This window comes from Novosphingobium sp. (assembly GCF_030696665.1).
Classification (GTDB): domain Bacteria; phylum Pseudomonadota; class Alphaproteobacteria; order Sphingomonadales; family Sphingomonadaceae; genus Novosphingobium.
The window spans coordinates 1-22,848 of record NZ_JAUYRV010000032.1 but is presented as its reverse complement, the minus strand read 5'-3'; the positions used below and the strand labels follow the sequence as shown (position 1 = coordinate 22,848).

General features: G+C 62.5%; 21 protein-coding genes. 12 read left to right on the top strand and 9 right to left on the bottom strand.

Annotated elements, in window-relative coordinates:
- Positions 1-14: 14 nt before the first annotated feature.
- On the bottom strand, positions 15-2,363 hold the full coding sequence (locus tag Q8R81_RS08400) for a zinc-dependent metalloprotease (RefSeq protein ID WP_305616979.1): 2,349 nt from the start codon (positions 2,361-2,363) through the stop codon (positions 15-17).
- On the opposite strand from Q8R81_RS08400, the gene Q8R81_RS08395 reads away from it, so the two are divergent.
- The gene (locus Q8R81_RS08395; RefSeq protein ID WP_305616978.1) at positions 2,362-2,511 is read left to right on the top strand and encodes a hypothetical protein; all 150 of its coding nucleotides are present in this window, start codon (positions 2,362-2,364) and stop codon (positions 2,509-2,511) included. The two genes, Q8R81_RS08400 and Q8R81_RS08395, sit on opposite strands and share 2 nt — an antisense overlap.
- A 15-nt stretch (positions 2,512-2,526) precedes the next feature.
- On the opposite strand, the gene Q8R81_RS08390 is transcribed toward Q8R81_RS08395, so the two are convergent.
- Positions 2,527-3,042: an Lrp/AsnC family transcriptional regulator gene (locus Q8R81_RS08390; protein WP_305616977.1), complete on the bottom strand. Its 516-nt coding sequence runs from the start codon at positions 3,040-3,042 to the stop codon at positions 2,527-2,529.
- A gap of 394 nt (positions 3,043-3,436) precedes the next feature.
- Here Q8R81_RS08390 and Q8R81_RS08385 point away from each other — a divergent pair, with 394 nt between their 5' ends.
- The 6 genes from Q8R81_RS08385 (at position 3,437) to Q8R81_RS08360 (ending at position 10,853) form a co-directional block, all read left to right on the top strand.
- Positions 3,437-6,340: a TonB-dependent siderophore receptor gene (locus Q8R81_RS08385; RefSeq protein ID WP_305616976.1), complete on the top strand. Its 2,904-nt coding sequence runs from the start codon at positions 3,437-3,439 to the stop codon at positions 6,338-6,340.
- A gap of 81 nt (positions 6,341-6,421) precedes the next feature.
- Positions 6,422-8,005, top strand: a complete 1,584-nt coding sequence (locus tag Q8R81_RS08380) for an amidohydrolase (RefSeq protein WP_305617033.1) — start codon at positions 6,422-6,424, stop codon at positions 8,003-8,005.
- Positions 8,006-8,116: 111 nt separating this feature from the next.
- Complete coding sequence (locus tag Q8R81_RS08375) at positions 8,117-8,629, top strand: DUF3299 domain-containing protein (RefSeq protein WP_305616975.1); 513 nt, start codon at positions 8,117-8,119, stop codon at positions 8,627-8,629.
- A 22-nt stretch (positions 8,630-8,651) separates the two neighbouring features.
- The gene (locus Q8R81_RS08370) at positions 8,652-8,960 is read left to right on the top strand and encodes a hypothetical protein (RefSeq protein WP_305616974.1); all 309 of its coding nucleotides are present in this window, start codon (positions 8,652-8,654) and stop codon (positions 8,958-8,960) included.
- Positions 8,961-8,994: 34 nt separating this feature from the next.
- A complete protein-coding gene (locus tag Q8R81_RS08365; protein WP_305616973.1) occupies positions 8,995-9,651 on the top strand; it encodes an ABC transporter ATP-binding protein in 657 nt (218 codons plus the stop codon).
- Entirely contained in the window at positions 9,648-10,853 is a 1,206-nt protein-coding gene (locus Q8R81_RS08360; protein WP_305616972.1) for an ABC transporter permease, read from the top strand. Before Q8R81_RS08365 ends, Q8R81_RS08360 begins: the two co-directional genes overlap by 4 nt.
- 119 nt (positions 10,854-10,972) lie before the next feature.
- Here the strand turns inward: Q8R81_RS08360 and dut are convergent, their stop codons facing one another.
- Together dut and coaBC are read right to left on the bottom strand one after the other, a co-directional pair.
- On the bottom strand, positions 10,973-11,440 hold the full coding sequence (gene dut / locus Q8R81_RS08355; RefSeq protein ID WP_305616971.1) for a dUTP diphosphatase: 468 nt from the start codon (positions 11,438-11,440) through the stop codon (positions 10,973-10,975).
- Positions 11,427-12,617, bottom strand: a complete 1,191-nt coding sequence (gene coaBC / locus Q8R81_RS08350) for a bifunctional phosphopantothenoylcysteine decarboxylase/phosphopantothenate--cysteine ligase CoaBC (protein WP_305616970.1) — start codon at positions 12,615-12,617, stop codon at positions 11,427-11,429. The genes dut and coaBC overlap by 14 nt, the downstream gene beginning before the upstream one ends.
- Between coaBC and Q8R81_RS08345 the strand changes: the two genes are divergently transcribed.
- Both Q8R81_RS08345 and Q8R81_RS08340 read left to right on the top strand, forming a co-directional pair.
- Positions 12,592-13,116 (top strand): hypothetical protein, encoded by a 525-nt coding sequence (locus Q8R81_RS08345; RefSeq protein WP_305616969.1) that lies wholly within the window; start codon positions 12,592-12,594, stop codon positions 13,114-13,116. The genes coaBC and Q8R81_RS08345 overlap by 26 nt on opposite strands.
- Before the next feature lie 18 nt (positions 13,117-13,134).
- Entirely contained in the window at positions 13,135-13,845 is a 711-nt protein-coding gene (locus Q8R81_RS08340) for a 2OG-Fe(II) oxygenase family protein (protein ID WP_305616968.1), read from the top strand.
- Positions 13,846-13,847: 2 nt separating this feature from the next.
- Here the strand turns inward: Q8R81_RS08340 and Q8R81_RS08335 are convergent, their stop codons facing one another.
- The 3 genes from Q8R81_RS08335 to Q8R81_RS08325 all read right to left on the bottom strand — a co-directional run bounded on the left by Q8R81_RS08335 (position 13,848) and on the right by Q8R81_RS08325 (position 17,587).
- Positions 13,848-14,948, bottom strand: coding sequence for an acyltransferase (locus Q8R81_RS08335; RefSeq protein WP_305616967.1), 1,101 nt, complete (start codon positions 14,946-14,948; stop codon positions 13,848-13,850).
- A gap of 169 nt (positions 14,949-15,117) precedes the next feature.
- Positions 15,118-16,683, bottom strand: coding sequence for a 2-polyprenylphenol 6-hydroxylase (ubiB, locus tag Q8R81_RS08330; protein ID WP_305616966.1), 1,566 nt, complete (start codon positions 16,681-16,683; stop codon positions 15,118-15,120).
- A gap of 166 nt (positions 16,684-16,849) precedes the next feature.
- Positions 16,850-17,587 (bottom strand): class I SAM-dependent methyltransferase, encoded by a 738-nt coding sequence (locus tag Q8R81_RS08325; RefSeq protein WP_305616965.1) that lies wholly within the window; start codon positions 17,585-17,587, stop codon positions 16,850-16,852.
- A gap of 60 nt (positions 17,588-17,647) precedes the next feature.
- On the opposite strand from Q8R81_RS08325, the gene mutM reads away from it, so the two are divergent.
- On the top strand, positions 17,648-18,460 hold the full coding sequence (mutM, locus tag Q8R81_RS08320) for a bifunctional DNA-formamidopyrimidine glycosylase/DNA-(apurinic or apyrimidinic site) lyase (protein WP_305616964.1): 813 nt from the start codon (positions 17,648-17,650) through the stop codon (positions 18,458-18,460).
- A 4-nt stretch (positions 18,461-18,464) separates the two neighbouring features.
- Here mutM and Q8R81_RS08315 read toward each other — a convergent pair whose 3' ends face one another.
- A complete protein-coding gene (locus tag Q8R81_RS08315) occupies positions 18,465-19,028 on the bottom strand; it encodes a group 1 truncated hemoglobin (RefSeq protein WP_305616963.1) in 564 nt (187 codons plus the stop codon).
- 12 nt (positions 19,029-19,040) lie between these two features.
- Positions 19,041-19,925 carry a DUF3034 family protein gene (locus Q8R81_RS08310; protein ID WP_305616962.1) on the bottom strand — a complete coding sequence of 295 codons (885 nt, stop codon included), beginning with the start codon at positions 19,923-19,925 and terminating at the stop codon, positions 19,041-19,043.
- Between the two features lie 204 nt (positions 19,926-20,129).
- On the opposite strand from Q8R81_RS08310, the gene Q8R81_RS08305 reads away from it, so the two are divergent.
- Positions 20,130-20,705, top strand: a complete 576-nt coding sequence (locus tag Q8R81_RS08305) for a methylamine utilization protein (RefSeq protein ID WP_305616961.1) — start codon at positions 20,130-20,132, stop codon at positions 20,703-20,705.
- 2 nt (positions 20,706-20,707) lie between these two features.
- On the top strand, positions 20,708-22,848 hold a 2,141-nt coding region (locus Q8R81_RS08300), incomplete at its 3' end, for an EAL domain-containing protein (RefSeq protein WP_305616960.1).

Below are 22,848 nucleotides of genomic sequence, written 5' to 3'. Positions count from 1 at the left end.
ACGCGGGCTTCCCATCATCCCAGCGGCGGTCCCGGCGGCATGGGGAAGCGCGAGCGCGGGCCTTCGCCCCAGTCCGGTCCCAGCTTCTTTGGCGCGTGTTCGGCTGGATTTTCAAGATAGGCGGTGATGTCGGCTGAAGCGCGGCTGTCCCATGCCGCGACCAGTTTGTCAGCGTTGCGGCGCTTGGCAAGCGTTGCCGAAAGGGTCCGCAAAGTCTCAAGCACATAACTGCGCGCCTCTGGCGCAGTTTCCGGATTTGCGCCGAGCATCATCAGCGCATCAAGCGTGACCGATTGCACCACCCCCTGCAAAGCGCGGCCCCCCGGTGTCGTTTCGCGCGGCGCGTTGAAAGTGCGTGCCATGATTTCGTCGATCATCGCTGAAAATGTCAGCGGATCTGGCTGGCGCGCGCCAAGCGCAAGCATTCTGCTGGCCCGCGCACCATCGGTGAGGGGTTCCAGCACCAGCGCTGTGGCGATGCGGGCAGCCTGCAACTGATCGAACGCCGGATCGCCCGACAGGTCTTCCTTGTTCGATCCCGGCGAAGGCGTGAGTTGCGCCAGCAGGGCTTCGGGCATGGCCAGCGCCGATGGCTGGACCGCATCGAGCAGCAGGCCCAGCACTTCGCGTTGCAGTGTGGCAGGAATGAATTCGGTGGGCGCGATGGTATCGCCCTTCACCACATGGTTCTGATACTGTCCGCCGATGTATTTCGCTCCGCTTTCAATCGCATAGCGGTGGTGCAGATAGACCATCCACAGCCGTGCATCGCGCAGCGCGCCAACCGCTTCGCCGGGGGTGAGCGCCGCCTGCCCATAAGTCTTGAGCAGAATGGCCCGCGCGGCCAGCGTTTCCTTGAGGTATTCGGTCGGCGTTGCGCGATCATCATACCACGTCCAGCGCGGATCGCTTTCGGGCACGTAGTGCAGACCTTGCCCGCGCATGTCGGCAATGACCTTGTCGAGGCCCGCTTTCTCGGCGTTCGGCGCGAACACCGAATAGCCATAGCGGACCATCATGGAATCATAGGCGCCGATCTCCTTCTGGAAGGATTCGGACAGATCGATGCGGTCACCCACCACTTTCACGCGCGGTGTGGGGTATTCCATCACGGATTGGCGATCATCAAGGCTGGACGAGAAATTGTGCTGGAAGCCGATGGCATGGCCCAGCTCATGCGCGGTCAGCAGGGCCTGACGCAGCAGCACCATGTCGCGCTGGCCCGCAGGCATTGCTGCAAAGGTGCCCGGCATGAGCAGGGCTGGATCGGCCACGGTCACGCCGCCGCCATCGGCGGGCAAGGCCGCGCTATAGGCGTCCCAATAGTTGGCGATGGTGCGGATGCGGTGGGTATCCATCCGCGTTTTCGATCCGATGATCTCGCCGGTGCGCGGATCGCGGTAGGTGCCGCCGCTGGAAAAGCCGCGTTCGTCGCGGTTGATCCACAGGACATAGGCATAGCGAATGTCCATCGGGTCCATGTCGACCGGGGCATCTTCTGCGCGGACGGCGTTGATGAAGCCGGCCTGCTCGAACGCCTTGTTCCACCACAGCGTGCCCTGCTTCATCGCGGTGCGGATGGGCGCGGGGATGGCGGGATCGAAATAGAAGGTGATCGGCTTCACCGGCTCGCTCATCGCAGCGCCGGGGTCTTTCTTCTCCAGCCGCCAGCGGGTGACCCATGCGGTCTCGGTCGGTTCGCTGAAGTCCTTGGAATAATCCCGAAATTTGAGTTCGCTCACACCGATGCGCGGATCGCCCAGGCGCGGGACGTAGCCGGTGGGCGCTTTCAGAAAGCTGTGATGAACGCGCATGGTCAGGCTGCGCGCATCGGGCGTGACATTGCGGACCAGTGCGCCGGGGGCATCGCCTGCGAACGTGACGATGGTCTCGATCTCGGAGTTTTCAGGGAACGCCTTGGTTGCAGGCATGTGAAAGGCGCTGCGGGCCGTATCAAGCTTGTAGGTGCCCTGATTGGCGCGTTTGAGCATGGCCTCAACCCCGGCGGCATCGCGCATGAACAGGGCGGTTGCATCGACCACCACCTTGCCACCCGCTGATGATTCCACCGACAGACTGGCAAGCACCGAAGTGGGGAAGGAATCGACCACGCCGTCAGCCGTCTGCGCCGTGCCCGCCGTGGCGCGGTAGCTGGTGTTTACCTTCACCACCAGCACGCGCGGCCCTGCACGCTGGAAGCGGATCACCGAACTGTCCATGATTCCGCGATCGAGCGGCAGTTCCACCGAACCGCCGCCACTGGCCGCGGAAACGTAGTATAGAATGTCGGTATCGAAGGCAGGCACTTCGATCAGCACGCGGCCCTTTGCCCCGTCCCACAGCAGCGCCACGAAGCCATCCATGCGCGTGGTTGCCGCAGAAGCCGCGGCAGGTTTTGCAGCTTGCGCAACGGCGGGCGTTGCCGACAAGGCGCACAGCGCAAGCGCGGTGATGGAAGGTAGCCAGAACCTGCTGCGGGTCTTGCGCGCTTGGGAATGGATCATGGCGTAGTGTGCTCCGCTGGCTTCAACGCGCGCGCCGGGGCTTTCCGGCGCGTCCGCGTTCGAAAATGATCGGGATGTTGGACCGCTGGGCAACTTCTCTCAGGATGAAGCTGCTGCGGATCTTGGCGACATGAGGAAGGTTCGAAAGCTCCTTCCGGTAGATCGTATCGTATTCATCCAGCGAACTGACGTGGACGATCAGGATGAAGTCCGTATCGCCTGAAATGAACCCGCAGTACGACATCGACGGGCATTTGATCACTTCGCGTTCAAATTCGTTCAAAGTCTGCTCTGCCTGAGAGCGCAATTCGATCATCACGATCACGACCCCTGAAAAGCCCAGCGCCTCCATCGAAAGATGCGCCCGGTATCCGGTGATGATCCCGCTTTCCTCCATGATTCGCCGCCGCCGTGCGATGGCGGTGCTGGAAAGGCCCAGTTGCTCGCCGAGTGCGACATCGGTGCTGCGCCCGTCGACCGACAGGGCTTTGAGGATTCGCAAATCTACATCGTCGAGATCGACTGTTGGGGAATTCATCAACAAAGCTCGATTCACATTCTGATTTCAAAGAAGGCGCGCCGAAATACAGCGGCCTCTCTGGGAAATTCAATTGATGGGCACGGCATATCAACCTGCTGCAAGAACGCATGAGGCCAGCGAAAGGCCCGCACTGTCAACGTCAAAATCCACCCTTCTCAAAAAGGGTTTTGCCATCGCTGAATTTTTTAAATAGCCATGATGGTGACAGCAGATTTCACCAATTTTCGAACAAATCAACAATAAATATAATAATGAGGATACCTAAAAGGGAGGTTTATTTAAAACAGGGGGAATTATGAAGGATTTTTCGCATAGGACGGGTCGTGGCAATTTGACCTATTCGAGAATGCTTCTTTGCAGCGCGTCGCTGGCTTGCATGGCAATGCCTGCGATGGCATCCGCCCAATCGGTTGAAGCCGCTCCTCAGGCACTTGATGAGGCTGCCGTCGATGGCGCTGCGGCCGAACTGATCACAGTCACCGGATCGCGCATCGTGCGCGACGGTTACGATGCGCCAACGCCGGTCAGCGTGGTCAGCACCAAGGAACTGAAGGCCGAGGCACCGGCCAATATCTCCGACTTCGTCAACACCCTGCCCGCCGTGCGCGGATCGACCACGGCGGCCAGTACCAACGGTTCGCTTTCGAACGGCGCGGCGGGCATCAACAGCGTGAACTTGCGCGCCCTTGGTGCAGCGCGCACGCTCGTATTGTTCGATGGCCAACGCTCGGTCGCCTCGACCACGACCGGCTCGGTTGACGTCAACACCTTCCCGCAGGCGCTGATCCAGCGCGTTGAAGTGGTGACCGGCGGTGCGTCGTCGGCCTACGGCTCGGACGCTGTATCGGGCGTGGTCAACTTCATTCTCAACAAGGAATTCACCGGGTTTGCCGCCGAATACGAATATGGCGTGACAACCTATGGCGATGGTCCGAACCACAAGTTTTCGGGCACCGTGGGCAAGCCGTTTGCCGAAGGGCGCGGCCACATCATCGCCTCGGTCGAACACTTCACGCAGGAGGGCATCCAGTCGATCGATCGTGACTGGAACGACAGCGGCTATTTCCTTGCCAACAACCCGGCCTACAGCGCTGCGGCGTGCCGAGATACGCTGGCATCGACACTGTGCGTGAATGAATTCCTGATCGGTTCGGGCATCGGCACCGGACAATTCACGCCGGGTGGCTTGGTCAGCACCGGCCCCTTGCGCGGCACCTACTTCGGATCGGTCAACCCGGCCACGGGCAAGGCCACCGTCAACCAGCTGAACTTCGGCACCACCAGCGGCCAGTGGATGGTCGGCGGCGATCTGGATATCACCACCGAAGGCCATAGCGGCAGCGCCACGCTCCTGCCCTCGGAAAAGCGCACGTCCGCCTTTGGCCGTCTAAGCTATGAGTTTTCGCCCGCGTTCGAACTGTTCGGCCAGTTCGCCTATAGCAAGTACAACGGCGAAAGCTTCTACCAGCAGACGCCGACCACCGGCGTGACGATCCAGCGCGATAACGCTTTCCTGCCGGATTCGGTGCGCGCGGCGATGGTGACCAACAACCTCAGCTCCATCCAGATCGGCACCAGCAACATCTTCCTGCCGCCGCAGGGCAGCGACAACACGCGCGAAGTGTTCCGCTATGTCGCAGGTGCCAACGGCGAATTCGGCATCATGGGCAAGGAATGGAAGTGGGACGCCTACTACCAACTGGGCAAGACCAAGACCAGCGAACTGCTCACCAACGCCTGGAACATTGCGCGCATGGCAAATGCGACCGACGCTGTGGTGGCACAGGCGGGCAACGTAGGCGGATATGCGGCGGGCACCATCGTCTGCCGGATCAACGTGGATACCAACGCCACCAACAACGACAGCGCCTGCGTTCCGCTCAACCGCATTGGCACCAACGGTGCGTCGCAGGCGGCCATCGACTACGTCCTCTACAATGGCCTGCAACCACTGCGCAAACAGGAGCTGAAGCAGGAAGTTGCTGCGTTCAACTTCTCGACCAATGACCTGTTCAATACCTGGGCCGGTCCAGTCTCGCTCGCGTTCGGCGGTGAATATCGCAAGGAATCGGTCACCGGCTCGGTCGATGATCTGTTCCGCCCGCGTGTAGCCAACGGGGTGACGACTGGCACCTGGATCTATGGCAACTACCTGCCAACGGTGGGCGCTTATGATGTGAAGGAAGGCTACATCGAAACCATCATCCCGATCATGTCGGGCATGGATTTCAACGGGGCTGTCCGTGTGACCGACTATTCCACGTCGGGTACAGTCACGACGTGGAAGGCAGGCCTCACCTGGCAGATCACCGATGATGTGAAGTTCCGCAGCACCGTATCGCGCGATATCCGTGCGCCGAACCTTTCGGAACTGTTCGCGCCGGGAACAGGGCGCACCAACACGGTCAACGTGCCGCAGCCTAATGGCAGCATTGCCGCCAACCAGTTCAACGAATCAACTGTGGGCAACCCCGATCTCAAGCCGGAAGTCGCCAAGACGCTCGGTTTCGGCTTTGTCGTTACGCCAGAGTTCATTCCGGGCTTTGCGATGTCAGTCGATTACTACAAAATCGACCTGACCGGATCGATCGATTCACTCACCGCACAGACCCTGACCGACCAGTGCTATCTCCAGCAGATCGCCACGGCCTGTACCGCCATTTCCACCACCGGCGGACGCGGCGTAACCACGCCGGGCCTTGCGGTGACGAGCATCGAGATCAAGCCGACCAACTTCGTCAGCCTCGAAACCAGCGGGCTTGACCTTGAAGCCAGCTACCGCCGCGAGATCGGCCCCGGCAACTTCACGCTGCGCGCACTGGCCAGCCATGCCATCGAACTCACGACGGATAACGGCGTTACATTGAATACCAACGCGGCGGGCCAGAATACCGGCGCATTGCCAAGCTGGACCTACCGCTTCACAGCGGCCTACGAATTCAATTCCGGCTTCAGCATTCAGGGCGTGGCGCGCGGGGTTTCGGGCGGCGTCTACAACAACAACTACATCGTGTGCTCAACCGATTGCCCGCTTTCCACGGCAGACAACCGCACGGTCAACCTGAACTCGATCCCCGGCGCGTTCTTCTTCGACATGAACGCAAGCTATAACTTCGAAGTGGCAGGCGTGAAGACACAGGCGTTCCTGTCTGTCCGCAACCTCACCAACAAGGATCCGGTGCTGGTCGGCAACGGTCCCACCGGCAACAACACCCCTGCCTATCCGCAGACCAACCGCGCGCTTTACGATGTGCTGGGCCGCGTGTTCCGCATGGGCGTGCGCATCAAGATGTAAGCCTTGGCCCCGAAGTGTCCCTGCGCGACATTTCGGGGCATTTGCAGTTCAAAAAGTCCCCCAAGGGAGCGAAATACCATGATGAAGAAGGCGGCACTATCGACACTGGCCCTCCTGCTGGCCAGCACCCCGCTCAGCGTTCAGGCCAAGGCCCCGGCAGCGCTCAAGACCGAAGCATCGGCGCTGATCGATGGCAATGCCAAGCTGGTGCAGGAAATGGTCGATTCCGTTTTCAGCTTTCAGGAACCGGGCTTTCAGGAATTCCAGACTGCCGACTATCTGACGGGTATCCTTGAAAAGAACGGCTTCACCATCACCAAGGGCGTTGCCGGAATCCCTTCGGCGTGGACGGCCACGTGGGGCAATGGCGATGGCCCGGTGGTGGCGCTCGGTTCTGACGTGGACGGCCTGCTTGGCCTGTCGCAAACGCCGGGCGTGCCGCAGATCAAGCCACTGATTCCGGGCGCTCCGGGGCATGGCGAAGGGCACAATTCGGGCATGCCGCTGATCGTTGCGGCCGCGCTCGCCACCAAGGAAGTGATGATCAAGCACGGCATCAAGGGCAAGCTGATGCTGTGGCCCGGCGTTGCCGAAGAACTGCTGGCAACCAAGGCCTATTACGTGCGCGCAGGCATGTTCAAGGATGTGGACGTTTCGATCTTCACCCACGTCGCCTCCAGCTTTGGCACCAGCTACGGAGATTCCGGCAACAACGGCATGGTCTCGGTCGAATACAACTTCAAAGGCGTCACCAGCCACGCCGCAGGTGCGCCTTGGGCCGGACGCAGCGCGCTGGATGGCGTCGAACTCATGAACATCGCGTGGAACATGCGGCGCGAGCATCTGCCGCTGACGCAGCGTTCGCACTATGTCATCACCAACGGCGGCGGGCAGCCCAACATCGTGCCGGGCGAAGCGACCGTGTGGTATTACTTCCGCGAACAGACCTTCGATTCCATCCGCAAGCTCTATGAAACCGGCACCGATATTGCCGAGGCCGCGGCCAAGGCTACCGGCACCACGGTGAGCAAGCGCGTGCTTGGTTACGCCGCGCCCAATTACGGCAACAAGCCGCTGGCCGAAGCGGCGTATGAAAACATCAAGCTGGTCGGCATGCCCAAATGGTCGGCAGACGATCAGGCCTTTACCAAGGCGGTGCAGGAATCGCTGAAGTTCAAGATCGCACCGCTGAAAACCGAAGTCGATGCGCTGTCCAGCCCGGATACGCGCACGCCTTCGATGGGCGGCGGGTCGGACGATATTGGCGATATCATGTGGACCGTGCCCACCATCACCATCCGCTTCCCGTCCAACATCCCCAGCATGATCGGCCACAACGTGACTTCGGCCATCGCGATGGCCACGCCGGTTGCGCACAAGGGCGCGGTGGCCGGGGCAAAGGCCGTGGCGCTGACCGTGCTTGACGTGATGACCACGCCAAAGCTGGTCAGCGATGCCAAGACCTATTTCAAGACGGTGCAGACCAAGGACCAGAAATACGATCCGGTGCTGACGCCCGAGGATCAGCCCGCCATCCACCTCAACAAGGATCTGATGGAGCGCATCCGGCCCGAGCTGAAGAAATTCAACTACGATCCGGCAAAGTATCCCACATATCTTGATCAGCTCGGCGTCAAGTATCCGCAGCTCAAACCAGCCCAATGATCCGGCCATAAGGCGGACAGATACGCCAAATAGCGCGTAGGGTTTTGGCCTGATAACAACCATGATGCACCTCTGTCCGCCTGTGCGGGCAGAGGTTGGAGTTTCCCGACGATGGCCGATGCGGGCAAGACGATGCGTTCAGGGCTGGTGGCTGCGGGTATCCTCCTGTCGTTGCTCGTGCTGCCATCGGCTGCCAGCGCCCAAAGCGCGGGGCGGCCCAAACCTTCGGAACAGGTCTGGGTGGCGGCATCGCCTCCTCCCGGTGGCATTTCGTGGGCCGTGCTGGAATCCACGCGCGAGATTCAGCGCCAGAAAGATGGCGTTACGCTGTCCAAACCCGCCTTTTCGCCCAAGGTAAAAGCACTGGCGGCAAAGCGGATCAAGGTCAGCGGCTATGTCATGCCGTTGCAGAACAGCGCGCGGCAGACGCATTTTGTGCTGCTGGCCTATCCGCCCGATTGCCCATACCATCTCAATCCCGCGCCCACGCAGTTCATCGAAGTGCGGACTTCCGCTCCCATCTCGGTGAAGGCCGGCGTCCAGTCCTTCGAAGGCCAGTTGGTGCTGGGCGGGCAGGATGAAAGCGGGATATTCTACCGCCTCAACACATCGCGGGAACTGTAGTGCGGCAACAGGAGCAGGTCCGATGAAGCGCTCGATGAAGACAATCAGCCTTGGCCTTGCGGCAATCCAGATGGTCTGGAGCAGTGCCGCGCTGGCCTGTGGTGGGTGCGAGGAGGATGACGCACTCTACGGCTTCCTCGCCTATATCGACTATCGCGGGCTGAATGATGAACAGCAGGCTGCCGCAAGGCAAAGTGCAATCGACTCCTATCATCAGCGCAAGATGAGCCAGGCGAAAACCGCATTCACCGCGCGCTTCAAGGTCGATCCTGCGCCGCAGGGACAGAACGCGCCGGAAAACGCAGGGCAGCAGAAGCTCGCTTCGCAGTAATGCACGCGATGGCACGCCATTGCCGGGCTGCCTGATGGCGTCACTTGACGTGAACGGCCTCTCGCATGCCTTCGGCAGTGAGGCCGTGTTGAAGGACATCACGTTCCGCATCGATCAGGGCGCGCACATGCTGCTGCTCGGTCCGTCCGGGTCGGGCAAAAGCACGTTGATTAACCTGATAACCGGCATTCTTCCCTGCCAAAGCGGCACAATCCACGTTGCCGGAGAGGCAATGAGCGGAGCGCGTGGCCGCCAGCGTGACGATCTGCGCCGCCGCCGCATCGGCGTGGTGTTTCAATCGCTCCGGCTCGTCTCGGCACTGACCGTGCGCCGCAACCTGCACCTTGCGCAGCGGCTCGCCACGGGAACGTCGGTGCCTGAACAGATCGACGCACTGCTCGACCGGCTGGGCATCCGGCACCGCGCCGATGCACCGCTGCGCCAATTGAGCCAAGGCCAGTTGCAACGCGCCGCCATTGCCCGCGCGCTGATCGGCCGCCCGGCCTTGCTGGTGGCGGACGAGCCGACCAGCGCGCTCGACGATGCCAATGCAGCGGATACCATCGATCTGCTGCTCGAAACGGCGCAGGCACAGGGCACCAGCCTGCTGGTTGCCACCCACGACCGGCGGATCATGGATCGCATCGGGCACCGGCTGATCCTCGGCGAAGATGCACGGGCTGCGGCATGATCGCAGAGCTTGCCTTTGCCTACATGCGCGAACGGGTGCTTGCGACACTGCTCAACGTGGCGCTGCTGGCGCTTTCGGTGGCGGCGCTGGTCATGCTGCTGATCGCTTCTGCCCAGATTGGTGAACGGCTGGAACGCAATTCCCAAGGGATTGATCTTGTCGTCGGCGCAAAGGGATCGCCGCTGCAACTGATCCTGTCGAGCATCTATCAGATGGACCGCCCCACCGGGAATATCCCGCTTTCCAGCTTGCAAAGCCTGCGCCGTGCTCCCGGTGTGGCGCGGGTCATTCCGCTGGCCTTGGGCGATGCCTTCCGCGGCTATCGCATCGTCGGGACAGAGCCGGGATACCTGTCGCTCTACAAGGCGGAAATCGCAGCCGGGCGCATGTTTGCGGGCGAGGGCGATTGCGTGATCGGCGCTGAGGCTGCGCGCGCACTGGGGCTGACAGTGGGGCAGCGGTTCATCGGTGGGCACGGCATGGGTGAGGATGATGGCGGTTTAGGGGCGGAGCATGAGGCGAATCCCTTCACCGTCACCGCCATCCTCAAGCCGACCGGCACGGTGGCGGATCGCCTGATCATCACCAGTATCGACACGATCTGGCACATGCACGGGATCGAGGCTTCCCAAGACAATGCTGCCGCCGCCGATCCCGAAATCACCGCCCTGCTGGTAACGTACCGCAACGCTGCCGGGGCAGTGCGGCTGCCGCTGATGATCAACCGACAGACCAATATGCAGGCCGCGGTACCGGCGATTGAGACCAACCGCCTGCTCTCGCTGCTGGGCGTGGGGATTGATGGCGCGCGGCTGTTCGGCTGGCTGCTGGCGCTGATCGGCGGCCTGTCGATTTTCGTTACCATGCTGAACGCCGCCAGCGCGCGCGAGGGTGATTTGGCCCTTCTGCGCGTGATGGGCGCCACGCGCGCGCAAGTTTTCGGCACGATTATGCTGGAGGGAACCGTGACTGCCTTGATCGGTGCCGTGACTGGCCTGCTGACCGCGCACCTTGTCATCGCGCAGATCACATCGGGTCAATCGCCGCTGGCGCAGCTTGGGATAGAGCCTTGGCGGTGGAATGGTGGGGAGGCGGCAATCGTTGCGATTGTGGTTGGCATCGGGGCGATGACCGCACTGGTCCCCGCGATGCGCATTTTCACGGCCAACCTTGCCACAATGCTTGGAAAGTCAGCGGGTTAGCGCGAGCCTTGCACTGGCTGAAGCGCGCGTGCGCCGACATTTTCCGAAGTGCACCTAGATGCACCTAAGCGCACCTAACCGCACACAGAGCAGTCTTGCGAGATTGCGAGGCCCTGTTTTCAGCCCTTCAGCGCGGCAAGCCCGCCGGTCGATCCAAACCCGCCTTCGCCGCGTGCGGTGGCATCGAGTTCTTCGACCTCCAACCACGTTCCGCGCGTGACCGGCGCGAGGACAAGCTGCGCCACCCGGTCCCCCCGGCGGATCGTGAAGCTCTCTGCGCCGAGGTTGATCATGATAACTTTCAACTCGCCGCGATAATCGCTGTCGATGGTGCCCGGCGTGTTGGGAACGGTGACGCCGTGCTTCAGCGCGAGGCCCGAGCGCGGGCGCACCTGAATTTCGTAACCCGCTGGAATCGCGATGGAAAGCCCGGTGGCAACGGCATGGCGCGCGCCCGGAGCAAGGTCCAGATCCTCAGCCGCAACCACGTCCATCCCCGCAGCGCCCTCGGTGGCATAGGCGGGCAGGGGCAGGCCCTCACCGTGGGGCAGGCGCTTTACAAGGACGGGGACTTCAGGCGAGTGCATTGGCGATTCTCTCGATCAGGGCGGCGGCGGCAGCGGCCTTGGGCAGTTCGGGCAGGCTTTCCACTCCAGCAGCGCTGACGATGTGCAAGCCATTGATTTCCCCGCCCATTGCGTGGGTGGCAACATCGTTGGCAACGATCCAGTCCGCCCCCTTGCGCGCAAGTTTGGCGCGGGCGTGGTCCAGCACGTCGTTGGTTTCAGCCGCGAAGCCGACGACCAGCTGCGGGCGGCGATCAGACTTGCAGAGCGTTGCAAGAATGTCCGGATTTTCAACAAGTTGCAGCGGCGGAACTTGCCCGCTGCCATCCTTCTTGATCTTCTGCACCGCTTCGCCTGCGCTGCGCCAGTCCGCCACGGCGGCGACCATGATGGCGACATCGGCGGGAAGCGCCGCGTCCACCGCTGCCGCCATTTGGCGCGCGGTCTCTACATTGATCCGAGTAACCCCTTGCGGCGTATCGAGATTTACTGGCCCAGCGACGAGCGTCACCTTGGCGCCCGCCTGCGCGGCGGCGGCGGCGATGGCAAAGCCCTGCTTGCCGCTCGACCGGTTGGCGATGTAGCGCACCGGGTCGATCGGTTCGTGGGTTGGGCCTGCGGTGATGAGCACGTGTTTGCCGGAAAGCGGACCGGTTGCGGTGCCCAGCATCCGCGCAATTTCCGCAGCGATCACAACAGGTTCTGGCAGTCTGCCGGGGCCGAATTCGCCACAGGCCATCGCGCCTTCATCTGGCTGCATCACAGCCACGCCATCACCGCGCAGCGTGGCGACGTTGCGGACGGTAGCGGGGTGCTGCCACATGCGCACGTTCATCGCCGGGATTGCCAGCACGGGCTTGTCAGTGGCGAGCAGCAGCGTGGTGGCAAGGTCGTTGGCTATACCGCCCGCCATGCGCGCCATCAGGTCTGCCGTGGCGGGGCAGACGACGACGAGATCGGCCTGCCGCGATAGCTGGATATGGCCCATCTCGACCTCGTTCTTGAGATCCCACAGCGTTGTATGAACGGGATTTTCGCTGAGCGCAGCCAGCGTCATCGCAGTGACGAAATGTGCGCCGCCTTCGGTGAGAACGCAGGTGACATCGCCCCCCTGCTTGCGGATCAGCCGCACCAGTTCGCAGGCCTTGTAGGCCGCAATGCCGCCGCCGATGATGAGCAGGATGCGCTTACCGTTCATGGCCGCGCTTGTGCAATGGCCCGGCCTTGCGCGCAATCCTTTTGCGTGTGCGGGGCGGTTGGGGCAGGGTGGCCACATTCTGAAATTTGAGGACTTGCCCATGCGATTGATCCTGACGGCGCTGGTGTTTCTGGCGGGCCTCTTCGACCTGTTCCTGGCCATCGGCTTTTTGACCGGGCCAGAGGCTGCGGGGATGGGGTTTGGCATTGCGGCAACCGGAATTGGCGGAATTTCAACGATCCGGGCGGATTTCACTTCATTCTTCGGCGTGGCCGCGTTCTGCATGATGTGGGGCGCGTGGCGGCGCAATGCCGACCTGCTGCTGGTGCCTGCGCTGCTGTTTGGCACATCGTTTGTGGGCCGGGCCATCAATCTGGCGGTGACCGGCGCCTATCCCGGCTGGCCGGTGCCGATGGCGGTTGAAGCGGGGCACGTGCTGCTGATGCTGGCAGCTTGGCGGATGCTGCCGCATCACCGGCTTGAAGATATCGCCGGTTGATCCATGAAGGCTGCTGCGATGCAATTTGCGCTGAATCCCGATCTTGATGCAGCCGCCTTGGCCGAGCAGTTCATGCGGTGCGGGCGGGTGCAGGTGAAGGATTTTCTGGAGCTGGAGTCCGCCGAGGCGCTGCACCTGATGCTGCGCGACCGGGACGATTGGGTGCAGGTGCTTAACGTTGCCGACAAGGTCTATGAACTCTCGCGCGAAACGCGCGCGCAGATGAGCGATGCGGCGCGGGCGGATCTGGACAACGCGATCTATGCGCAGGCGCGGCAGGGCTTTCAATACCGCTATGAATCGATCCGCGTGCCCGATGCGGCGACGGCGCGGGGGGCGAGTAGCGATCCGCTGGCGGCATTTGCGGAGTGGATGTCGGGCGGTGATGCGCGTGACCTGTTGCGGAAGGTTGTTGGCGCGCCGGAAATCGCTTTTGCCGATGCGCAGGGCACGGCCTATTCGCCCGGCGATTTCCTGACGGGGCATGATGATGCGGTGGCGGGCAAGAATCGCCATGCGGCCTATGTCTTTGGCCTGACGCCGGTTTGGCGGACCGAGTGGGGCGGGTTGCTGCTGATTCATGAGCCGGAACTGGGCGGGTTTGTTCCCGCGTTCAACACGCTGAACCTGTTCCGGGTGCCGCAGATGCACAGCGTGAGCGAAGTGACGCGGGCGGCGGCGTTTCGGCGCTATTCGATTACCGGGTGGTTGCGAAGCGGCGCGCGGTAGGGTCAGCCTTTGCGGGCTTTCCATTTGGTCCAGAACGTAAAAACCGCGCGTTGGGCGGGGCGTTCGAACTTGGCGTGGCTGATGAAGCCTGCGGCTATGGCCAGCGAAACGTAGAACACGAGGAACCACGGTTCGCGCGCGATGTCGCGGCTGTTGCCGGTGGAATCTATCAGCAGGACCAGTGCGAGTTGCAGGGGGATGTGCCAGAGGTAGATGCCATAAGAGGCATCGCCCAGTTTCTGGCCGAATGTGAGGCGGCCCTTGGCGTCTGACAGGTCTGCGGCGAGCATCAGGAAAAGGACGGCGAAGGTGCCTGCGATGGTGGCGGCATCGCCTGCTCGGTAAGTGGCCTTCAGCCAGAACGCGCCGACCAGCAGGGCGAGGCCCAGCGGCAGCAGGCTGGCGGGGCGGAGCCAGCCTTTGAGCAGCGCGCCATAGGCGGCGCAGCCGAGGAAGAAGTAGCCGAGGCAGGACAGGACGTCTTTGTTCGGGCCATCGATGAGCATGATCCACAGGAGCAGTGCGCCCAAGGCTGCCGCCAGCACCAGCGGGGCGCGGCGCAGGGCGGGGAGCATCACGAAGAACGCGAGATAGGCGAGGATTTCGGTCGATAGCGACCATGAGGGGCCGTTGAACGACTGGTTATCCTGCCATCCCCAATAGTGCATCAGCGGAATCGAGAGCAGGAAGTGCTTGATATCGTTGGTATGGTAGATGAATTCGGTGCCGCTGCGGGCGAAGTAAAGACTTTGCAGGATGGCCATGAGGCCCAGCGTCAGCAGGTGCAGCGGCCATAGGCGGGCGATGCGGGCGGGCCAGAAGCGGGCCTTGTAGTGCGTGTCCGCCAGATAGACGTGGGCGAAGACGAAGCCCGAGACCGCCCAGAAATACTGCACGGCGGTGTGGCCGTGGTTGTAGAACCATGAGAGCGTTTCGTACCACGGCTGGATCGCGCGATCCACGTTCACATGGTAGGGCACGGGCGGCACGAAGATGTGCTGATAGTGCCAGAACAGCACCATGATCGCCGCCAGCAGGCGCGACAGATCGAGCGCGTGGAAATGGCGCTTGGTTACGCGCAGGTGTGAGAGGTTGTGGGCCACCGGGATCGGTCGGTTGTTCAGATCAGACGTTCAAAACACAGAACCGTCATGCTGAACTTGTTTCAGCATCCATGTCGCCGAACAGAGCTTCAGTCTGTGGGGAGAGATGGACCCTGAAACGAGTTCAGGGTGACGATGGGGTTTTGAGAAGAACACGACTTTCGGCACTTCAGCCCCACCAGCCGAGCGCGTGGGTGCCGATCACAGCTGCGCCGCCTGCCAGGAAGGTGAGGATCTGGCCGGCGAGGCCCGGGCTGCGCTTGTTGCGTTTGCGCTGCCACATCAGGTCTACTTTGGGCAGGGGTGCGGCTTCGGGTGCGCCGCCCTTGGCCGGGAAGCGGTCTTCGATGCGGCGGATCAGGTCGGGGATGCGTAGCAGCGTTTGCGTGTCTTCGCGGATGCGGTCCGATATGGCGGCTTCGGGGCCGAGTTCATCGCGCACCCAGTTGCGGACGAAGGGCGCGGCGGTTTCCCACATGTTGATCTGGGGATCGAGCTGGGTGGCGATGCCTTCGACCATGACCATCGTTTTTTGCAGCAGCAGCAGGTGCGGCTGGGTCTGCATGTCGAAATCGCGCGTGATGGCGAAGAGGCCATCGAGCATCTGGCCGACGGAGAGTTCGCTCACCGGCTTGCCGCGCATCGGTTCACCCACGGCGCGCAGGGCCGTGGCGAATTCATCGACCGAGTGATAGCTCGGCACATATTGTGCCTCGAAATGGATTTCGGCAACGCGGCGGTAATTGCCGGTGGTCAGGCCATAGAGGATTTCGGCCAGCCACTGGCGGGCGCGCCGATCAATCCGGCCCATGATGCCGAAATCGATGGCGACGATGGTGCCGTCCGCTTCGACGAACAGGTTGCCCTGATGCATGTCTGCGTGGAAATAGCCGCCGTTGATGGCCTGCGTGAGGAAGGCGAGGACGAGCCGCTGGGCAAGGTCACGCCGATCAACGCCTGCGAGGTCGAGCGCGGCGACATCGCTGATCTTTACGCCATCAATCCAGTCGAGCGTCATCACGCGGCCGTTCGTGCGATCCCAGTCGATGGCGGGAATGCGGTAACCGGTGTGGGCGCGCATCGTATCGGCAAGTTCCGAGGCCGAAGCGGCTTCGCGGCGCAGATCGAGTTCGCGCACGGTCCAGCGTTTGAAATTGGCGATGATCATGCGCGGGCGCAGGCGCGCGGCTTCCCCGCCGAACGCTTCGAGATGGGCGGCGGCCCATTCGTAGGTCTCGATATCGCGGGCGAACTTTTCGCGCACGCCGGGACGCAGGATCTTTACCGCGACCTTGCGGCCTTCGATGGTGGTGGCGCTGTGGACCTGCGCGACCGAGGCTGCGCCGATGGGGTCTGGATCGAACGAGGCGTAGAGGCTTTCGAGCGGTTTGCCGAACGTACCCTCGATCTCGGCCCGGATCAGCGCGAAATCGACCGGGGGGAGTTTGTCCTGCAGTTCGAGCAGGTTGTGCGCGGCTTCATCGCCCACCAGATCGGGGCGGGTGGCGAGCGTCTGGCCCAGCTTGATCGCGGCAGGACCGATGGCGCGGAAAGCGCCGGCATAGTCTGGTTTGCGGCCCTTGCCGGTGAGCGCGATCCAGCGGGCGAGTTTGACCAGCCGCCGCACCGGGGCGGGCGTGTTGCGGTCATTCTCGATGCCGACCAGCGCGCCGTGGCGGGCAAGCGTGATGCCCCAGCCGAGCAGGCGGCGGATATGCGTGGCGGGAAGGGTCATGAAACGCTGCCGCAAACCTGTGAAGCGGCCCTATTTTCTCCCCTCCCGCAGGCGGGAGGGGCTGGGGGAGGGCATGTTATAGCGAGGCTGGCGAACAGGCCCTCCCCCGACCCCTCCCGCAGGCGGGAGGGGGGAAAGGAGACTTCCTGCTGCGCGGAAGGCATTGTCACACTTTCCATCCCGAATGGATCGCGACGAGGCCTCCGAGGATCGGTTCGACCTTCGTGCGTTTGAACCCGGCGGTGCGAATCATGGCTTCAAATTCGGGCATGGGCGGGAAGCGGCGGATCGATTCGATCAGGTAACGGTAGGATTCGGCATCGCCTGCGATCATCTGGCCGAGTTTTGGCACCAGCTTGTGCGAATAGGCGTCGTAGATTTCGGAGAAGCCGGGCCATTCGGTGGTCGAGAATTCGAGGCAGAAGAAGCGGCCGCCGAATTTCAGCACGCGGTGCGCTTCGGCAAGGGCGCGGTCGATGTGGGTCACGTTGCGGATGCCGAAAGCGATGGTGTAGGCGTCGAACACGCGGTCTGGGAAGCCGAGTTCCTCGGCGTTCTGGCGGGACCATTCGAGGTGTTCGATGCCGCGCTTGGCAGCGCGTTCGATGCCGACGTCGAGCATGTCCTGATTGATGTCCGACACGGTGATGGCCGCGCCCGAGGGGGCCATGCGGAAGGCGATGTCGCCCGTGCCGCCTGCCATGTCGAGGATCGTCTCGCCGCTTTGCGGACGCACGCGGCGGACGAACTTGTCCTTCCACAACCGGTGCATGCCGACCGACATGGCATCGTTCATCACGTCGTACTTGCGCGCGACGCCCGAGAAGATCGCGCCGACGCGGTCTTCCTTCTGGTCTGCCGGGATGTCTTCGTAGCCGAACGATGCGGTTTCAGATGTGCTCATGCCTAGGCCCTTTAGTGGGGAATTGCCCGGACGGCAAAGCCTGTTAGGGGTGATGGGGTTATGCCCGAATTGCCCGAAGTAGAAACGACCGTCCGTGGACTTGCAACCGTGCTTGACGGGCAGGTCATTGCCCGTGTGCAGATGAACCGGGCCGATCTGCGGCGGCCATTCCCGGTCGATCTGGCGCAGGCGCTGACCGGTGCGCGGGTGACGGGCATGGGGCGGCGGGCGAAGTATGGGCTGATCCACACCGATCGCGCGCGGACGATGGTGTTTCATCTGGGCATGTCAGGCCGCTGGCGAATCGATCCTGAAGACATCGGCAAGCATGACCATCTGGTGCTGGAGACGGCACAAGGGCGTGTGCTGGCGCTGAATGATGCGCGGCGGTTCGGGGCGGTCGATCTGGTGGACAGCGATGCGCTTGATGCCTGGGGGCCGTTTGCGGCGCTGGGGCCTGAGCCTTTGGGTGAGGGGCTTACGCCCAAGCATCTGGCTGCCGCGTTCAAGGACCGGATTGCGGCGGTGAAGCTGCTGCTGCTGGATCAGCGGATCGTGGCGGGGCTGGGCAACATCTATGTGTGCGAGGCGCTGAACCGCGCCGGGATTCACCCTGAGAGAGCGGGTGGGAAAGTCAGCCGCAAAGCGCTCGACCGGCTGGTGCCGCTGATCCGTGAGGTGCTGGGCGAGGCGATTGCGGCGGGGGGATCAACCTTGCGCGATTATGTGCAGCCCGATGGCGAACTGGGCTATTTCGCCAAGGACTGGCGTGTCTACGGGCGCGAGGGTGAGGCTTGCATGTGTGGCGGCACGGTCCTGCGGATCGCGCAGGGTGGGCGGTCGAGCTTCTTCTGCGCGAAGTGCCAGAAGTAGGGCGTCAGCGCTCGACCACGTCCTTGTCCATTGGTGCCAGCTTGGCGAGCAGGCGGTTTTGCGCGGCGAAGGGGACTTTGGCTTCGCGCATGGCCTGCTGCAGGTTTTCGACCAAGGCGTTGAGATCGGCGCGGGTGGTGCCCAGATCCTTGTGTGCGGTCTTCATGTCGCGCCCGGTGTAGGTGCAGCCAGCGTCGAGGATGTAGCAGACCTGTTCAAACAGGGTGCGGCGCAGGCGGACGAGATCCTGATTCTTGAAGATCTCGGCGATGCGTGGGTCGCTCTCGCTCAGGTCTACGAGGCGGCCCACGATCTTGCGGATGCCTTCCTGCCCGCCGAAGGCCTTGGCCATGCCGTCGCCAGCGAAGGGCGTTGCGCCTGCGTTGGCGGGGTCTTGCGTGTAGGGATCGACCGGCAGTTCGCCGGTGACGGGATCGACGACTTTCTTTTCAACGCCGAATTCCTTTTCCCAATCGACGCTGGACAGGTCTTCCTGCGGGGCGGCGTGTTGGGGTTCAGCGGTGACGGGCTGGGCGGCGAGCAGGGCGAATGCGAGGGCGAAGGTCATGCTTGGGCCTCCTTAAAAAGCGAACTGGAGCGAGACGAGGCCACCGCGCTGGCCATCGAACGTGGCAACCGAGCCTACATCGGCATAGGCGGCGGTTACGGTGGCGTTGCGGGTTACCGCCCATGCGACGAACAGGTCATGCGCATCGTCCTCGCGCGCGATGGCAAGGTTGCTGGGGCGCGTGCGGTATTCTCCGCCGACAACGAGGCGGGGGGTGAGCATGTAGGCGACCGAGCCTTCGAACTGCAGCGTGCGGTCGGTCTGATTGGCACCGCCGAAGCCCAGCAGGCCGAACTGGTTGGCGTTGGTCAGGCGCGCGGTGGCGTTTACCAGCACGCTTTTGGACAGGAACAACTTGGTTGCGCTGGCGGTGAAATCGGTGCCTTCCGAAGCAGCTGCGCCCACCGCCTTGACGATGGCGGCATCGAGGCTGCGCTTGTGCTGAACGCCGACGCTGATCTGCGGGAGCAGCGGCGAGCCGTAGACGGTATCGCCCATGAGGCGGACCTTGGCTGCGAAAATGTCCTGATTGAAGCGGTAGCCTTCGCCAAGGCCGAGTGCCGCGCCCACCTTGCGCGTGTCGAAGTTCTGGCGGGCGTAGGAGAGTTCCAGCCGGTCCTTGATACCGACGGATATGCCGTGGCTTTGCCAGCCGTAGTCGGATAGTTCGATGCCGGTGACGTGCGCCGATACGCCCACGCCGCGGTCGGTTTCCATGCCTGCGATGGTGGCCCAGCTGGCAAGACCGCCGCCGCTGGCCCCTTCGATCGAGCTGATGCCGTTGGTCAACACCAGCTTCCCGCCATCAAGCAGCGGATCAGCGTAAGCGGCGGGCGCGGTGAGGAGGGACAGGCCGAGGCCGGCCAAGATATTGAGCTTAAAGGATAGCTTGGGCATGGGGGGATTCGCGCCATTATCGAAACAGTTTGGTGGTCTCTATTCAAAAAGCGTTAGGGAGTTCTAAAACGGCCATACCGGTTGTTTCTGAATTTGTTAGGAAATTTCCCGCATCCTGATTTCATGCGAGACCTCTTTCAACGTCAGTCCCGATTCTCTGCACTTCGCCTGGCCGCGACCATGTCCGTCGGGGCCACCGCGCCCATGCTGCTGTCTGCTGCGCCGCCGGCGTTTTTGCCGGTGCAAGTGGTGGACCAGGCTGGCGTGCCGTTGCGTGACGCGGTGATCGAGATTGTGCCGCGTGCAGGGGATACGCGCCGCCCGGCTTTCGGCTGGCGCAATGCCATCGCGCAAAAGAATCTGGCCTTTCTGCCGGGCACGCTGATCGTCCCGAAAGGCGCAGTGGTGGCTTTTCCCAACTTCGACGCCGTGCGTCATTCAATTTACAGTTTTTCCAAACCGGGTCCGTTCAAGATCGACCTTTACGGGAAGGACCAGACCCGCACGCAGCAGTTCAAGGTCGCGGGCACGATCTCGCTGGGCTGCAACATCCACGACAAGATGCAGGGCTATATCCGGGTCACCGATACGCCCTATGCCGCGCGCAGCGATCTGAACGGGCTGGCCAATATCGAAGGATTGGGCCGGGGCAGCTATGAAGTGGTGGTCTGGCATCCTCGCCTGCGCGGAGCGGGCGGCGAATGGCGCGGCAAGCTGGTGATGGAGCCGGGCAAGCGCAGCCGCATTGCCGTGGCTGTGCGAGCGGGCAGCAGCAAATGACAATGCCAAGAGCGTTGCATCCGCGCTGGCTGGCGCGGCGTTCGATGGCGTTGGTGGGCCGCAAGGCGCGGACGCTCGGCAGCCGGATCGCGCTGCTTTACGTCGTGCTGCTGGCAACCGTCATGGCGGTGACGATTATGGTCGCCAGTTCAGGCATCAGCCTGTTCGCGCGCGATAACGCAGAGCGGGATCTGGCCGCGAATGCGCGCGTTTTTGATCAGATCATCGCCACGCGTCAGCGGCAAATGGCCGATGCGGGCGAAGTGGTTGCGCGCGATTTTGGATTTCGCGAAGCATTTGCCACGGGCGATGCTGCCACCTTGGCATCGGCGCTGCAAAGCCTGCGCGACAGGGCGCGGGTAAGCGAGGCGGCGATCGTCCAGCTTGATGGCAGCGTGATTGCATCAGGCCCCGGTAACACGATTGATGGTGCAGCCATGATCGGCCGACTGGAGGGCGGGCAAGATCGCGGCGTTGTGACTTTTGGCAAGGCAGATGCACTGGCAGCTGCCGTTCCGATCGAGATGCCCGATCTTGCCGGATGGCTGGTGCTGGTGAACACTCTTGGCCCTGACGACATGGGCCAGCTTGTGCGGCTTTCGGCCGTACCCGTGGAGGCTAAAGTCCTGGATCGCGCCAAGCTTTCGCCTCGGCTGGCGGGGGTATCGCTGGGCGAGATTGCCGAAGTTGAGGGCGATGACGGCGAACGGCTGGTGCGTGTTTCGGCAATAGCCAGCTTGCAGGATGGACGCGAGCCGCGCCTAGTTCTGGCGCATTCGCTCGACGCAGCACTGGCGCAATACAACGGCCTGAGGATCGTTCTGCTGATGATCAGCGTCATCGGCGTGCTGGCAGGAGGTTGGGCGGCGATCCGTCTTTCGCGCGGGATTGCCAAACCCTTGCAATTGCTGGCCGAAGCGGCGCGTGCCTATGGCGGCGGCGCGGTGGCCAAAGTAAAAGTGCAGGGCGCGATCGAGGTCCGTTCGCTGGCTGACAGTTTCAACGCGATGGTCGATGCAGTGGATGAGCGTGAGCAGCAGATCATGCATGCATCGCTGCATGATGCGTTGACCGACCTGCCCAACCGGCGATTCTTTATCGAAAAGCTCGACCGTGCGGTGTCTCGGCAAACCGAAATTCACCGCACTTTTGTGGCATTCATCGATGTGGACGATTTCAAGGCGATCAACGATGCGATGGGGCACCCCGTGGGTGACGAATTGCTGCGCACCGTTGCGCAATCGCTGCAGGACCGCTTTCCCGATGCGATGGTTGCGCGGTTTGGCGGGGATGAGTTCGGGCTGCTGCTGACCGGGCTTGATCCGGCGGAGGATTGCACCGCGATTGCCCGCATGCTGGAAGCCACGCTCAACCGCGAGGCCACTATCGACGGGCGCGGCATTCTGCTGTCTGCCAGCGTGGGCATTGCCATTGGCCCGCAGGACGGTGACAGCGCCGATAGCCTGCTGAAAAGCGCCGATCTTGCGCTCTATCGTGCAAAAAGCGATGGCAAAGGCGCCTATCACTTCTTCGAGCCAGAACTGGACGCTGAGGCGAGCCGCCGCCGCCGCATGGAAATCGACTTGCGCCGTGCGATCCGGGATGGCGATTTCGAACTCTATTTCCAGCCGCTGTTCTCGATCTCGGAAAACCGGGTCAAGGGCTTTGAAGCGCTGATGCGCTGGCCGCACAAGGAGCACGGGATGATCAGCCCGGCAACCTTCATCCCGATTGCCGAGGAATCGGGCATGATCGTGCAGCTTGGCGAATGGGCGGTGCGCGAGGCTTGCCGTCAGGCAGCACAGTGGCCCGGTGACATATCGGTGGCTGTCAACATCTCGCCCCGCCAGTTGGTGGCGGACGGGCTTGCCACCTGCATCGCGCAAGCGCTGGCGCAGACCGGCCTTCCGGCATCGCGGCTGGAACTGGAAATCACCGAGAGCGTGTTTATCGGCAATGTCGACCGGACGCTGAAAATCCTGCATTCGCTGCAACTGCTGGGCGTGCGGGTGGCGCTGGACGATTTCGGCACCGGCTATTCCTCGCTCAGCTATTTGCGGTCATTCCCGTTCGACAAGATCAAGATTGATCAAAGCTTTGTCCGCGCGCTGGAAGACGGCGGCAGCGCCCATGCCATCGTGCG